The sequence below is a fragment of the Flavobacterium frigidarium DSM 17623 genome (genome assembly GCF_000425505.1).
GTDB lineage: Bacteria > Bacteroidota > Bacteroidia > Flavobacteriales > Flavobacteriaceae > Flavobacterium > Flavobacterium frigidarium.
On record NZ_AUDO01000021.1, the window covers coordinates 1 to 14,207 of the forward strand.

Below are 14,207 nucleotides of genomic sequence, written 5' to 3' on the forward strand. Positions count from 1 at the left end.
TTCATAATAGCTCAAGTAATTTCACAGACATTTAAGGTCTCTTTTATGTTTAATTTTTATAAAAAATTAGATAAAGATGTTATTCGAATCCGCACTATGACTCAAAAACCGTTTAGAAAACTTAGAAGTTGTGGATACGGTAAAAATTCAAATTCAATAGTTTATGATAAATCTACAGACAGTCACAAAGCTTTTTTAAATAGTATTCGAAAGTAAATGGAAATGTTAAGTTTTCTTATGTCCTTAATGGTGATAAATCAGGTCGCAATGCATATGTATTAAATTTCATTATTTGTCGATAAGTACCATTTAAACAATAAAAAATTATCTTTTGAAATAGATTTATAACGAAAAAAACCACTCAAATAGAGCGGTCTTTATATTTTGAAAACGATAATTAATTTTGTTTTTCTATGTTTTGAAAGGCATTTTTAACCATTTCTTTTTCTTGTGGAAACCAACCTTGCGTTATTAAAACCAAACCAAATATCATTAAAACAATACTTATTCCTTTTTTTATTTTCAAAATATTCTTAGGAGTCATTTTCGATTTTAACTGCTTTGCAAGTAAAATTTTGATGCAATCAATAACCAAATAAGTTATAATTACAGCAGAGAAAAAAGTTAACATTCGACTGTTTTCCATTTGTAACTTAGGTCCTACTGAGATAATAACTGCCATCCAAAAACCCAAAACGCCTATATTGATCACATTCAATAAAAAGCCTTTTACAAACAAACTAAAATAGTTCTTTTTGATGATTTCTTGATCTATCACTGAGGTATTCATTTTCTTCTCTTTGCGAAGACTAATAAGCGAAATCACACCATAAGCAAACATGATAATTCCTCCAAAAATAAATAAAGCAGGCTTGTCTTGTAAACTTTGAATCAATCTATAACTTCCTAAATAAGCAATGGCAATAAAGAAAACATCTCCTAAAACCACTCCTAAATCAAACACAAGAGCTGCTCTAAATCCTTTGATAATGCTCGTTTCTAACAAGATAAAAAAGACTGGACCTATCATGAAACTTAGAAAAATTCCCCAAGGAATACCTGATAAAATATCGTTGATCATTATAAAATGAAATTTATTAAAAACTAAAAGAGCGCAATTTAAATTTTTTCTTCAATCTTACCACCAAAGACCCTTGCTTTATTAATTTGTTTTGGCTTACCAAAAATGAATATAGAGCCTCCTGCCCTAACTTTTGCATCGACCAATGCTGTTGCATAGATTTGAGCAGTTCCACCAGCAGAGACGCTAATAGACGTTTGAGAGGTTATTAAATCTCTTGAATCAAGAATTCCGCCTGTAAGCAAACTAGCATCGTGATTAATTGCTGTTCCAGTAATGGTAACATCAGCGCCTGTAACCACTCTTGTATTCAATTTTTCTGCAGCAACTTTTAATTTAATTTTAGCCCCTTCCCTAGCACTTACGTTAAAAATAGTAGCAGTAAAAATATCATCACTGCTCACCATAGATCCTTCACTTGCCTCTACTTCATCAATTTTTTTATAGTACACAGTTACTGAAATATTTTCTCCTGCTAATACTCTAGGAAACGGCATTCTTAATTTTAAATTGCCATTTTTATTCACAACCTCTACTTCATATTGACGGTCGCCTTCAATTACAACCTTATTTTCATTGGCTGCAATTAATTTAACATTCAACTTATCAAATACCAGTACAGCATTAAATTCACCAATAGATTTACTTACTTGAGAAAATACAGGCTGTAAAGCCATAATAAAAACAACGACAAATAACTTCTTCATATAACGTAACTATTTTATTTTTTGGTCTCGGTATTTCTTCTTAAAAAGTTGAAATCCAATTGTTTTTTTACTAAATCAGCATTTTTAACTTTTACATATATTTCGTCACCTAGCTGCAAAATATCATTTGATGTAGCACCTACTAAAGCGTACTGCTTCTCATCAAACGTGTAATAATCATCCTTGATGTCTCTAATTCGAACCATCCCTTCACATTTATTTTCGATAATTTCGACATAAATTCCCCACTCAGTCACACCAGAAATAACTCCTAAAAATTCTTCATCTTGATGATCCTGCATGTATTTCACCTGCATGTATTTTATAGAATCTCTCTCAGCATTTGTTGCTAAACCTTCCATAGTAGAACAATGCAAACATTTCTTTTCATAGACTTCCTCATCCGCAGATTTGGCTCCATCTAGATAAAACTGTAGCAAACGGTGTACCATAACGTCAGGGTAACGACGAATAGGTGAAGTAAAATGTGAATAATAGTTAAATGCAAGTCCGTAATGGCCTATATTATCTGTTGAATACTTCGCCTTACTCATGGAGCGAATCGCAAGTGTATCGATAAGATTCTGCTCTTTTTTACCATTAACATCAGCCATTAACTGATTTAATGATTTAGACACATCACCTTTATTTCTAAAGTCAATTTTGTAACCAAACTTAGCAATCACTGTTTGCATTGCGATCAATTTGTCTTCATTAGGCTCATCGTGAATACGGTAAATAAATGTTTTCTTTTGTTTTCCAATGTATTCAGCAACTTTTTTATTAGCCAAAAGCATGAATTCTTCAATTAAATGATTGGCGTCTCTAGAAACTTTAAAATATACTCCTTGAGGTTCTCCAGCATCATCTAAGTTGAATTTAACTTCTACTTTATCAAAAGAAATAGCACCATCTGCCATTCTTTTTCTTCTTAAAATTTTAGCTAACTCGTCTAATTTTAAAGTGGCATCTACAATTTCTGGAGCTACTACGTAAGATGCACCAGTAATCGAAATATCTTCTGGAATAGTATCTTCTTTAGTTTCGATAATATGTTGCGCTTCTTCGTAAGCAAAACGTTGATCAGAGAAAATAACTGTTCGACCAAACCATTGATTTACCACTTGTGCTTTTTCTGAAATTTCGAAAACAGCAGAAAAAGTATATTTCTCCTCCTGTGGACGCAATGAACAAGCAAAATTTGATAAAACTTCTGGCAACATAGGTACTACCCTATCTACTAAATAAACAGAGGTTGCACGTTGATACGCTTCATCATCAAGAATAGTTCCCTCTTCAAGATAATAAGAAACATCAGCGATGTGAATTCCTATTTCGTAATTTCCGTTTTCTAATTTTTTAAATGACAATGCATCATCAAAATCTTTGGCGTCTTTTGGGTCAATAGTAAAAGTCAGCGTATCACGCATGTCTCTACGATTAGCAATTTCATCTGCAGTTATTGAGGTATCAATTTTTTGTGCAAACGTTTCTACTTCAATAGGAAATTCTGATGGCAAACCATACTCGGCTAAAATCGCATGAATTTCAGTATCATGTTCTCCAGGTTTTCCTAACACTTTTACAACAGTTCCAAAAGGACTATCTGCTTTTTTAGGCCAATCTTCAATATGTACCAGTACCACATCTCCTTGCTCTGCCTCTCCTATTTTATCCTTTGGAATAAAAATATCAGTGTACATTTTTGGATTTGCTGTAGAAACAAATGAAAAGTTTTTTTGAATGTCAATAACTCCAACAAAGTCAGTTTTATTTCTTTCAATTACTTCAATTACTTCACCTTCTGGCTTTTTACCTTTTCGCTTGTTATAAACATACACCTTTACGATGTCTTTGTCTAAAGCATGGTTTAAATTATTCGTAGGAATAAACACATCTTCTTCTAACTCTTCACAAACAAAGTAGGCTGTTTTACGACCTGTCATGTCTATCTTACCTTCATAATAGTCCTGACTAGCAGCTTTAATTAGGTATTTTCCAGGTTCAGATTCTATAATTTTATCTTGAGAGGCTAAAATTTTTAAATCCTTAATGATTTGATTTCTACTCTGGGTATCGTCAAGCTCTAACTTAGCTCCTATTTGTTTATAATTGAATGCTTTATTAGCACTTTGCGATAGTATTTTTATAATTTTATCTGAGAGGTCTTTCTCTTTTTTTACCGGCTTTCTTAATCTTTTACTCATAAATCTTTTCTTAAAGGTCGAAAATTACAAAATAGTTAACAGTTATAAGAAAATAGCAAGGAGTTTTAAAGAAAATATAACTTTCAACAGTTAATTGTATCTTTATTGAAAGAATCAAAAATATGGAAAGATTTATCACTATTGCAGTCTTCGATTACATACATGAAATCGAAATATTAAAGCACAGATTAGATCACGAAGGATTGCAATATTTTTTTGAAAACGAAATCATGTCTTCGTTTGCTCCAATGTATTCGACTGCATTGGGTGGAATCAAACTTAAAATTCATCCTAACGATATTGAAACAGTAAAATCGATTCTTCATGAAATGAGATACGACAACAATCTTAGAATCGTTTAATTTTTTTGAAAGTTGTCAACACATATATAATTAAACAAAAAGAAAAATTAAATTTAAATTATTTATTAATGGGTATTATAGCGTGTTAATAGCTACTATAAAATTATTGAAAAAAGGTTTGAATTTTAGTTTTCGTCTTTTATATGGAGTTATTAACAATGAAGAAGGTTTATAAGATGCTTATTTTCAAAGAGTATTCAATTTTAATTAACAACGGTTGATAAACGAAAAGATACTGAAATTGTAAATAACTAATTTTTAAAATTATGTTGATAAACCTGTTTAGACTATTGATAACTTTTCTAAAAATTGAGACAACTTTTCTAGGTTTTTAAATCTCGGTTTTGGATTAGATAATTTTTTTAAACTACCAAAAAATAGTTCTAATATTCTTTCTCAACTTATTAACAATTTCTATTAACATAACGTTAACTGAATATCAAGTATTTAGCATACGCTATTAACAATGAGAAATTTTAATAAAAAATAGTAATTTAATATATTGATAATCAAATAATTAACTAGTTATTAATATTGTTAATAACTATGTAATATATTGATTACAAAGGTTTAAAGCATTTTATAAGGGCATCTCTAAAAATCAAACAATATAATTCTCAAATATTAAATGGTAAGAACAATTATCCAACATACTTTTGATAAATTTGCAGTACACAACTTAATACATAAATCATGAAAATTTCAATAGGAAACGATCACGCAGGACCAGACTATAAAAAAGCTATTGTAGCGATGCTTGAATCAAAAGGGTACGAAGTTACAAATTACGGAACCGATAGTGTCGATAGTGTCGATTATCCTGATTTTGCACATCCTGTAGCTACAAACGTGGAAGAAGGTAAGGCAGACTTCGGAATTTTAATTTGCGGTAGTGGTAACGGAATCGCTATGTCGGCAAATAAACATCAAAATGTACGTGCTGGTTTATGCTGGATTAAAGAAATTGCTGCATTGGCAAGACAGCATAATGATGCTAATATTGTTTGTATTCCAGCTAGATATACCTCGATACAACAAGCGATTGAAATTGTAGAAACTTTTTTAACTACTGATTTTGAAGGTGGAAGACATCAAAATAGAGTAAATAAAATTGCTTGTTCATAACTCATTTGTCTTAAAATAAGAAAGGGTTAAGCATCACGCTTAACCCTTTTTTATTTTATAAAACTGTCTATTTAAATGCGTACTACTTTATAGTAGGTTGCCAAGAAGAGCAATACAATTTGAAAAAATACTATTGTAAAAAATCGAACTAAATAACTTCTTTTTGATGTTTTATGTCTAAAAAGTAACATACTTATACCTGAAGCAATAGTACCTCCAGCTAGTACAAAGAGAAGCAGCGTGCGTTCCGGAATGCGATATCGGCGTTTTTTAGCCAGATGTTTATCATAACCTATCAATATAAAAGCGATACTATTTACAACTAAAAAATAGTAGAATAAAAAATTCATTTGAGTCTATTTAAGTTTCAAAGATATTATTTTAGCTGTCCGAAAAAAAATAAAATGAACAACATACAATTCATCTCCAAGTCTGTTAATACAGCAGCCGTAAACATTCAAAAAACTGTTCAATTATTACAAGAAGATTGTACAATTCCGTTTATTTCCAGATATCGAAAAGATACTACTGGAAATCTAGACGAAGTACAGATCGAAAATATAGCCAAGCTTCAAAAGGAATATGAAGTGATTGTAAAGCGCAAAGAAGCGATTTTGAAATCAATCATGGAGCAAGGAGCCATGAACGAAACCTTGTTTGCTAAAATTGACAAAAGCTTTGATTTGCAAGAGTTAGAAGATTTCTATTTGCCCTATAAAAAAAAGAAAAAGACCAAGGCCGATGTTGCTCGTGAAAACGGATTAGAACCACTGGCTAAAATCATTATGGCGCAAGGCAAAAATGATGTTGATTTCTTGTCGACTAAGTATTTGAACGAAAATGTAACAAACGAAGAGGCTGCTTTACAAGGTGCGCGTGATATCGTAGCCGAATGGATTAATGAAAATATATATGTTCGAAAGCAACTGCGACGTTTATACGAGCGCAAAGCTACGATCACCACTAAGGTCGTTAAAAGCAAAAAAGACGAGGAAGCAGCACAAAAATTCAACCAATATTTTGAGTGGTCAGAGCCGTTGACCAAAGCACCTTCGCACCGCTTGATGGCTATGTTACGTGCCGAAAATGAAGGTTTTATTAAGTTTAAAGTCGAAGTTAACATTGATGATGCGTATGCAATTATTGATGAAATAGTACTAAAAGGTCAAAGTGCAAGTACCTCACATGTGCAATTGGCAATTGAAGACAGTTACAAACGTTTACTAAATCCAGCAATTTCTAATGAAGCGTTGCAAGAAGCGAAGGCAAAGGCAGATGCCAATTCTATTCAGGTTTTTGCTAATAATTTAGGACAATTATTGTTGGCACCGCCTTTGGGTGAAAAACGAATTCTAGCGATTGATCCTGGTTTTAGATCGGGATGTAAAGTAGTTTGTTTGGACGAAAAAGGAGATTTATTATACAATGAAAATATCTATCCGCACGCGCCGCAGAACGAAACGGCCATGGCGATGAAAAAGATAAAATCCATGGTAAACGCCTATAAAATTGATGCCATCTCTATAGGAAACGGAACTGCTTCACGCGAAACCGAATTTTTCATCAAGAAAATTGCTTTTGATAAATCGGTGCAAGTATTTATCGTTTCAGAGGCTGGAGCTTCAGTTTACTCGGCATCGAAAATTGCTCGAGAAGAATTTCCAGATTATGATGTGACCGTTCGTGGTTCGGTTTCAATTGGGAGACGATTGTCTGACCCGTTGGCCGAGTTGGTAAAAATTGACCCAAAAGCCATTGGAGTAGGACAGTACCAGCATGATGTGGATCAAAATAAATTAAAAGAAGAACTAGATAATACGGTGATTCGTTGCGTGAACTCAGTAGGGATCAATATTAACACAGCGAGTAAACATTTGTTGAGCTACGTGAGTGGAATAGGAGAGAAGTTGGCTGAAAACATTGTAAACTACCGCTCTGAAAACGGTCCATTCGAAGACAGAAAACAATTGAAAAAAGTGCCCCGCCTGGGTGAAAAGGCATACCAGCAAGGAGTAGCCTTTATCCGAATTTCTAATGCTAAAAATCCGTTAGATAATTCGGCGGTGCACCCAGAAGCGTACAAGATTGTGGAAAAAATGGCCAAGGATTTAAAATTGACCGTCAATGATTTGATAGCCAATAAAGAAAAAACAGCCTTAATCAAACCAGAGAATTACATCACTCCAGAAATTGGATTATTAACTTTGAAGGACATTATTAAAGAGCTCGAAAAGCCAGGATTAGACCCAAGAAAAGCCGCAAAAGTGTTTGAATTTGATCCAAATGTAAAAACCATAAAAGACGTAAAATCTGGAATGATTCTGCCAGGAATAGTGAATAACATCACAAACTTTGGTTGTTTTGTAGACATAGGAGTCAAAGAAAGTGGTTTGGTACATATCTCACAACTTAAAGCAGGCTTTGTAAGCGATGTAAACGAAGTAGTGAAGTTACACCAACACGTTACCGTAAAAGTAACTGAGGTGGACGAAGATAGAAAGAGAATTCAATTGACGATGGTGATTTAAGTTTTGAAGAGTACAATCAACTTCCCCGTAGTTTGTCTCGCTTAAAGCGTCTCAGCAACTATGATTCACTTGTGTAGAGACTCTTTCAGAGTGACAAATATTTTGTGATAAGATTTGTGTAGTAAAAATTGTGTAACAAATCTTCAACAATAATACTCCACAATCAACTTCCACCTAGTTTGTCACGCTGAAAGCGTCTCAGCTAATGTGAGTAACTTGTGTAGAGACTCTTTCAGAGTGACAATAGTGTGTGAAGAGTATTGTGTTATGATTTTTGAGAAAAAGAAAGAGACAAAGTTACGTCAAAATTTACTTCCCCACCGTTTATCACGCTGAAAGCGTCTCAGCAATTTTGAATTATTGATCTAGAAACTTTTTCGAAGTGATAATTGTAATTTGCTAATACCTTAATAATTAACTACTTTGGGCTACTATAACTTCACTAACAACGTCAAAATACAGCTTTTATGATTGAATACACAGAGGGTATTTATAATTTTTATGTCTACATAATAACTAATAAAAACAAGAAGGTACTTTATACTGGTGTGACTAATAATTTACGAAGACGTTTAGGAGAGCATAAAAACAAACTAAACCCAAATAGTTTTACTGCTAGATATAATGTAGAGTTTTTACTTTATTATGAACATTTTGGTTGGATACAACTAGCAATCGCTAGAGAGAAAGAAATTAAGTTGATGAATCGGGATTTAAAAGAAGAGTTAATAAATACGATAAATCCTGAATGGAATTTTTTGAATGAATTGTTTTGAGACTCTTTGTAATCACAAATTTAACTGTAATAATACTCATTAAAGTTTTTCACGCTGAAAGCGTCTCAGCAACTGTGAGTTACTTATGTATAGACTCTTTCTGAGTGACAAATATTGGGTGATAAATATTGTACTAAAATTTTTGGTTAAAAGTACTTAACAATAATAATCCACAATAAACGTCCATTTAGTTTGTCACGCTGAAAGCGTCTCAGCGATTGCGAGTTAGTAATGTAGAGACTCTTTCAGAGTGACATATATTGTGTGATAAAGTTTGTAGTAAACGTTGCTTAAAAAGTACTTAACAATAATGCTCCACAATCAACTTCCACCTATTTTGTCACGCTTAAAGCGTCTCAGCAACTTTGAGTTACTTATGTAGGGACTCTTTCAGAGTGACAAATATTGTGTAAAAAGCACTCGACAAAAGTATTACCTAATTTACTTCCTTTTAGTTTGTCACGCTTAAAGCGTCTCAGCAACTGTGAGTCACTTAGGTAGAGACTCTTTCAGAGTGACAATATTGGGTGATAATGATTGTAGTAAACTTTGCCTAAAAAGTACTTAATGATAATAATTACCAATATTCTTCCATCTAGTTTGTCTCGCTGAAAGCGTCTCAGTAACTGTGATTCGCGCAGGTAGGTACTCTTTCAGAGTGACAATATTATGTCATAACACTCCTGCGATAAGCTACAATTTACAAAAACAACATAATGACAGTTAATACGATTCCTGCTGCAGTAAAATACATTCCTTTTTTAAAAATAGTAGTTTTTGGTGTAAACATCCAGAATGTCGAAATCACAAAGAAGAACAACGATAATCCAAAAAATATATTCAAAAAGAATAATGGATCGCCAGTTTTTGCTTTGTGCATATTATTCATTTTTTCAATTATGAAAGGTTGACTCGTCGTTTTATACGCAGCTGCTCCAGTTTTCTTATTGTACGTTCCTTCTTTGAAAAAAACGACATCTCCCTCTTCACGTTCTGCTTTAAATTTTCTTAAATGCAGTTCCTTACCCAATTCTTCACCAGTTAAATTGGGAGCAATTGTTTTGACAATATTTTTTTCTTGCTTTAAAAAATCAGTATCTCTAAAAATTAAAATGATACCGCTCAATGCGTACACTGCTATTATTCCTGCAAGGAAAAACCCTAAATAACGGTGTATTATACGCATCAAATTACTTGATTTTTTCTTTTTTTTCATCTCCTTTGAGTCTTAAGTTATGGTCTGTTTACTTTTTTCAAAGGGCGAAAATACACAATTAAGATTAATTCTAAATAATGTTTAAGATATTTTTCTTATTTTTTGTTAATTGGCAATGATCAGTAACAAATAAATGTACAGATCGTTGAAGTCATTGTTAGCATTTCAGCAACTATGTGTAACTTGAATGTAGTTCTTTGAAGGTGATAAATATAACATGAAGAAACTGGTGTAATATGCTAAAGTGGTAAATACCGTTGATTAAAATTACTTCTAATTCAGAATCCAATTACTCATTTTATCTAAAACTTCAACTGAAATAGTCTGTTCTATTTTAGCATATTCTGATATTGCTCCAGTCTGTGCTTCTTGAAAAAGATGGTTTAATCCGTCAAATTTGTGAACAGTAAAATTTTTATTCTTAGCTTTTCTTAGAGAATTTGCGATACCGTTGAGGTTTTCAGTGGCTATAACTTGGACATCTTTAGTACCGTTGATTGCTAGAACAGGTATAGTGATTTTAGACCAATAAAAATTGGGATCATATTTTATAAAATTTACAAACCAAGGCATCGTTAATTGTATCAATTGATCATCTATGAATGTATTAATTTGATTATCAGTTCCTAATTGTTCATTAGGTAGATTTTTCATTTGAACAATCAAAACTTCTCTTAGATCAGCTTTTAAATTGGAACCTGAATAATTTTTAATGAACGAGTAAACCGTTTTATTGAAATTAGCACTAGTATCTGTTTCTTCATTTTGTATTCCGTTTGATTTCGAAACGGCTTTTGTTTGTAGCAACATTAATTCATCAATTGCAATTCCTGGTCCTGCCATTGCAATAATAAATTTTACATTTTTATTTTTTGAAGCGACGATTGGAGCAATTAAACCGCCTTCACTGTGACCTAATAATCCAATATTTTTATAACCTCTGCTACTTAAATACTGGACAGCTGTATTGATATCTGAGGCAAAATTTTCAGTGGTATCCTCATTCGAACCTTTAGAAGACTTCCCTATACCGCGATCATCTAAACGTAGTACTCCAATTCCTTTATTGGCAAAATCATCGGCAATTACCCAAAACGGTTTGTGACCAAAAACTTCTTCATCGCGATTTTGACTTCCTGAACCCGTCATCATTACTACCACTGGAAAGTCAGTTCTACCTTTAGGAGTCGTCAACGTTCCCGATAAGGAATTTTTATCTATGGAATTAATAAACGAAACCTCTTCGATTAAATAATTGTAAGGCGGTTTAGGTTCTTGAGGACGCTCACCGTAAAGCGGAGCTGCCGTTTCCTTTGTTAAATTCATTGGGAAATTGATACCTCTTTGTGTAAACACACCAGAGATCTCAGTACCATTAAACGTTCCTATATACTCAATATTTAAATTGGTTAGCTGTATTATCAATTTGTTATTTTCAAATGCAGTCATCGTACTAGCTAATGCCATTGGGCTTTGTAAAGGACTAGTTAAGGTCGATTTATAACCTGTTTCTGCTTTTTCAATTTTAAAAATTAAGGGCAATGTAGTTCCTTGAACATTAATTTTTCCGTTCCAAGATCCCGTAATTTCTTGACTAAAACCATAAGAGCTGCATAAAACGGCTACGAGTAAAAATAGGAGATTCTTCATAAAAACAAAAATTTGATTGTTTGACAATGCTGTAGGTATCCAAATAAAAAAATCCCAAATGCCAGGTATTGGGATTTGGGATTACTCTACTTAAACCATTGAAGGTTAAATAACTAAGTAAAAATTACTCTTTAGTTTCTTCTTTTTTCTCAGTTGCGTGTTCGTCTTTAGAAGCATTTTTAAATTCTTTAATTCCGCTTCCTAAGCCTTTCATTAATTCTGGAATTTTTTTACCTCCAAAAAGTAATAAAACAACTGCTAAAATAACTAGGATTTCTGTAACACCAAATCTTCCCATGATTGAATAATTTATTGCCTTGGCAAATTTTTAATAAATGTAGCGACAAAGGTAAATAGAATAACTTTATGTGCGCTCATTTTAAGACATTTATTTAATAGCGGCTAAGTTAAAGATATATTAAAGGAACTACTATTCATGCATTCTAGCTCTAGATGGCAGGCAAAGTATAAACGTATGCTTTAATTATTATATTTGTATGATAAAGAAGTGATATGGCTGGAAAGAGATTAAAAAGGAAAAAGATTCATAAAAAATTATTCACAAAAAACCGACTGGTTATTTTGAATGAAGACACCTTTGAAGAAATATTTTCTTTGAAATTAAATTTGATGAATGTTTTTGTGGTGGCTTCCTTAGGCGCCATTTTATTAATTTCGATCACTACATTTATTATTGCATTTACACCACTTAGGGAATTTATTCCTGGATATTCTTCTTCAAAATTGAAAAAAGATGCCACTGAACTAGCGTTAAAATCAGACTCTTTAACCGTGGCCTTAAAAAAGAACGATGCCTATATCAATGCAATTCAAAAGGTTTTAAATGGCCAACTCGAATATGCAAAATTCAATAAAGATTCTATTTTGGCTATAGCCGAAGACCCACAACCGCAAGTCGATTTAAAAGCTTCGGAAGCTGAGATTGAACTGAGAAAAGAGGTAGAATTGATCGAAAAAAAGAACGTTTCTAAAAAATCAAAATAAAAGTTTCCTGCTTTAATTTTAAATGAACACGATATAAAATGTCAATAAAATCAATTGCTGCAAAAGTATTTGCTAAAAAAATAGTGAAACAAACCCAAGCTTGGGCAATGCATCCTGCAGAAAGTCAGCAAAAAGTATTTTTATCTTTAATCGCTGATGCAAAAAATACCGACTTTGGCGTAGACCATAATTTTAGTCAAATAAAAACTTTTCAAGATTTTGCTAAACAAGTACCTATTAGGGATTACGAAGATTTAAAACCCTATGTTGAAAAAGTAGTAAAAGGTCAAGAGAATGTGCTCTGGAAAGGAAAGCCATTATATTTTGCCAAGACATCAGGCACGACTTCTGGAGCAAAATATATTCCGTTGACAAAGGAATCGATGCCTTTCCATATTCAAGCAGCACGAAATGCTATTTTACATTACATTCATGAAACGGGCAAATCTGATTTTGTAGATGGTAAAATGATTTTCTTGCAAGGAAGCCCAATATTAGAGGAAAAAAACGGAATACAGTTTGGTCGTTTATCTGGAATTGTAGCGCATTTTGTTCCTAAGTATTTGCAAAAAAACCGCATGCCCTCGTTAGAAACAAATTGTATTGAGGACTGGGAGAAAAAAGTCGATGCCATTGTAGAGGAAACTTTCAATGAAAATATGACCGTAATTTCGGGGATACCTTCTTGGGTGCAAATGTATTTTGAGCGCTTGCAACAAAAAGGCGGTAAAGCTGTAGGGGATATTTTTAAAAACTTCAATCTATTCATTTACGGCGGAGTAAACTTCGAACCTTATAGAGCAAAATTTGAAAATTTAATAGGTCGAAAGGTAGATAGTATCGAATTATTCCCTGCTTCAGAGGGATTTTTTGCCTATCAAGATTCTCAAAAGGAGAAAGGAATGTTACTGCTTCTAAATGCTGGTATATTCTATGAATTTGTTAAAAGCGACGAATTCTTCAATGAAAACCCACGACGTTATACCATTGCTGAAGTTGCGGTAGGGATAAATTATGTAATGATTATTTCTACAAATGCGGGGCTCTGGGGTTATAATATAGGAGACACGGTTCAATTTACAACATTGAAACCGCATCGAGTAATTGTTTCAGGAAGGATAAAACATTACATATCTGCTTTTGGAGAACACGTAATTGGTACCGAAGTAGAACGTGCTTTACAAGAAGCAATGCAAGGAACTACCGTGCGAGTAAATGAATTTACAGTTGCTCCACAAATCAATCCAGTATCGGGTTTGCCATTTCATGAATGGTTTATTGAATTTGAAAATGTACCTGAAAACGCAAGCGCTTTTGCAGAAGCGATAGACGATGCCATGAGAAAACAAAACATATACTATGATGATTTAATCGTAGGAAATATTTTAAAAAAGCTAGTCGTTACTCCGGTTGTCAAAAACGGGTTTCAAGATTATATGAAATCGATAGGCAAGTTGGGAGGACAAAATAAGATTCCGAGATTATCTAATGATAGAAATATTGTAGACCAATTAAAGACTCAATAAAAAAATTACCTTTGCAGGTTAGAA

The 14,207-nt window shown here is 32.8% G+C and carries 14 protein-coding genes; 7 read left to right on the top strand and 7 right to left on the bottom strand.

Annotated features, from left to right (window positions below; translation table 11 throughout):
• Positions 1–216, top strand: a 216-nt coding sequence (locus tag H603_RS17610) for a hypothetical protein (RefSeq protein WP_035675946.1), incomplete at its 5' end; no start/stop codon positions are given.
• Positions 217–397: 181 nt separating this feature from the next.
• Here H603_RS17610 and H603_RS0111680 read toward each other — a convergent pair.
• The 3 genes from H603_RS0111680 to rnr are packed head-to-tail and all read right to left on the bottom strand — an operon-like array spanning position 398 to position 3,995.
• Positions 398–1,081, bottom strand: coding sequence for a LysE family translocator (locus tag H603_RS0111680; protein ID WP_026708779.1), 684 nt, complete (start codon positions 1,079–1,081; stop codon positions 398–400).
• A 38-nt stretch (positions 1,082–1,119) separates the two neighbouring features.
• A complete protein-coding gene (locus tag H603_RS0111685; RefSeq protein ID WP_026708780.1) occupies positions 1,120–1,788 on the bottom strand; it encodes a head GIN domain-containing protein in 669 nt (222 codons plus the stop codon).
• Between the two features lie 14 nt (positions 1,789–1,802).
• A complete protein-coding gene (rnr, locus tag H603_RS0111690; protein WP_026708781.1) occupies positions 1,803–3,995 on the bottom strand; it encodes a ribonuclease R in 2,193 nt (730 codons plus the stop codon).
• A gap of 122 nt (positions 3,996–4,117) precedes the next feature.
• Between rnr and H603_RS0111695 the strand changes: the two genes are divergently transcribed.
• Together H603_RS0111695 and rpiB are read left to right on the top strand one after the other, a co-directional pair.
• A complete protein-coding gene (locus H603_RS0111695; protein ID WP_026708782.1) occupies positions 4,118–4,357 on the top strand; it encodes a hypothetical protein in 240 nt (79 codons plus the stop codon).
• A gap of 693 nt (positions 4,358–5,050) precedes the next feature.
• Positions 5,051–5,482 carry a ribose 5-phosphate isomerase B gene (gene rpiB, locus H603_RS0111700; RefSeq protein WP_026708783.1) on the top strand — a complete coding sequence of 144 codons (432 nt, stop codon included), beginning with the start codon at positions 5,051–5,053 and terminating at the stop codon, positions 5,480–5,482.
• Positions 5,483–5,553: 71 nt separating this feature from the next.
• Here the strand turns inward: rpiB and H603_RS0111705 are convergent, their stop codons facing one another.
• Positions 5,554–5,832 carry a DUF1294 domain-containing protein gene (locus tag H603_RS0111705; protein WP_026708784.1) on the bottom strand — a complete coding sequence of 93 codons (279 nt, stop codon included), beginning with the start codon at positions 5,830–5,832 and terminating at the stop codon, positions 5,554–5,556.
• Positions 5,833–5,886: 54 nt separating this feature from the next.
• Between H603_RS0111705 and H603_RS0111710 the strand changes: the two genes are divergently transcribed.
• Together H603_RS0111710 and H603_RS0111715 are read left to right on the top strand one after the other, a co-directional pair.
• A complete protein-coding gene (locus H603_RS0111710) occupies positions 5,887–8,010 on the top strand; it encodes a Tex family protein (protein ID WP_026708785.1) in 2,124 nt (707 codons plus the stop codon).
• Positions 8,011–8,477: 467 nt separating this feature from the next.
• A complete protein-coding gene (locus H603_RS0111715; RefSeq protein ID WP_026708786.1) occupies positions 8,478–8,786 on the top strand; it encodes a GIY-YIG nuclease family protein in 309 nt (102 codons plus the stop codon).
• A 700-nt stretch (positions 8,787–9,486) separates the two neighbouring features.
• Here the strand turns inward: H603_RS0111715 and H603_RS0111720 are convergent.
• The 3 genes from H603_RS0111720 to tatA form a co-directional block, all read right to left on the bottom strand.
• Positions 9,487–10,002: a PepSY domain-containing protein gene (locus H603_RS0111720; protein WP_026708787.1), complete on the bottom strand. Its 516-nt coding sequence runs from the start codon at positions 10,000–10,002 to the stop codon at positions 9,487–9,489.
• Positions 10,003–10,275: 273 nt separating this feature from the next.
• Entirely contained in the window at positions 10,276–11,652 is a 1,377-nt protein-coding gene (locus H603_RS0111725; RefSeq protein WP_026708788.1) for an alpha/beta hydrolase family protein, read from the bottom strand.
• Positions 11,653–11,776: 124 nt separating this feature from the next.
• Positions 11,777–11,950: a twin-arginine translocase TatA/TatE family subunit gene (gene tatA, locus H603_RS0111730; RefSeq protein ID WP_026708789.1), complete on the bottom strand. Its 174-nt coding sequence runs from the start codon at positions 11,948–11,950 to the stop codon at positions 11,777–11,779.
• A 215-nt stretch (positions 11,951–12,165) separates the two neighbouring features.
• Between tatA and H603_RS0111735 the strand changes: the two genes are divergently transcribed.
• Both H603_RS0111735 and H603_RS0111740 read left to right on the top strand, forming a co-directional pair.
• Positions 12,166–12,657, top strand: a complete 492-nt coding sequence (locus H603_RS0111735) for a hypothetical protein (RefSeq protein ID WP_026708790.1) — start codon at positions 12,166–12,168, stop codon at positions 12,655–12,657.
• Between the two features lie 38 nt (positions 12,658–12,695).
• Positions 12,696–14,183: a GH3 family domain-containing protein gene (locus H603_RS0111740; RefSeq protein ID WP_026708791.1), complete on the top strand. Its 1,488-nt coding sequence runs from the start codon at positions 12,696–12,698 to the stop codon at positions 14,181–14,183.
• Positions 14,184–14,207 lie beyond the last annotated feature (24 nt).

Coding starts and splice junctions, on each gene's coding strand:
- H603_RS0111680 (WP_026708779.1), bottom strand. CDS start 1,081: ATGATCAACGATATTTTATCAGGTATTCCTTGGGGAATTTTTCTAAGT.
- H603_RS0111685 (WP_026708780.1), bottom strand. CDS start 1,788: ATGAAGAAGTTATTTGTCGTTGTTTTTATTATGGCTTTACAGCCTGTA.
- rnr (WP_026708781.1), bottom strand. CDS start 3,995: ATGAGTAAAAGATTAAGAAAGCCGGTAAAAAAAGAGAAAGACCTCTCA.
- H603_RS0111695 (WP_026708782.1), top strand. CDS start 4,118: ATGGAAAGATTTATCACTATTGCAGTCTTCGATTACATACATGAAATC.
- rpiB (WP_026708783.1), top strand. CDS start 5,051: ATGAAAATTTCAATAGGAAACGATCACGCAGGACCAGACTATAAAAAA.
- H603_RS0111705 (WP_026708784.1), bottom strand. CDS start 5,832: ATGAATTTTTTATTCTACTATTTTTTAGTTGTAAATAGTATCGCTTTT.
- H603_RS0111710 (WP_026708785.1), top strand. CDS start 5,887: ATGAACAACATACAATTCATCTCCAAGTCTGTTAATACAGCAGCCGTA.
- H603_RS0111715 (WP_026708786.1), top strand. CDS start 8,478: ATGATTGAATACACAGAGGGTATTTATAATTTTTATGTCTACATAATA.
- H603_RS0111720 (WP_026708787.1), bottom strand. CDS start 10,002: ATGAAAAAAAAGAAAAAATCAAGTAATTTGATGCGTATAATACACCGT.
- H603_RS0111725 (WP_026708788.1), bottom strand. CDS start 11,652: ATGAAGAATCTCCTATTTTTACTCGTAGCCGTTTTATGCAGCTCTTAT.
- tatA (WP_026708789.1), bottom strand. CDS start 11,950: ATGGGAAGATTTGGTGTTACAGAAATCCTAGTTATTTTAGCAGTTGTT.
- H603_RS0111735 (WP_026708790.1), top strand. CDS start 12,166: ATGGCTGGAAAGAGATTAAAAAGGAAAAAGATTCATAAAAAATTATTC.
- H603_RS0111740 (WP_026708791.1), top strand. CDS start 12,696: ATGTCAATAAAATCAATTGCTGCAAAAGTATTTGCTAAAAAAATAGTG.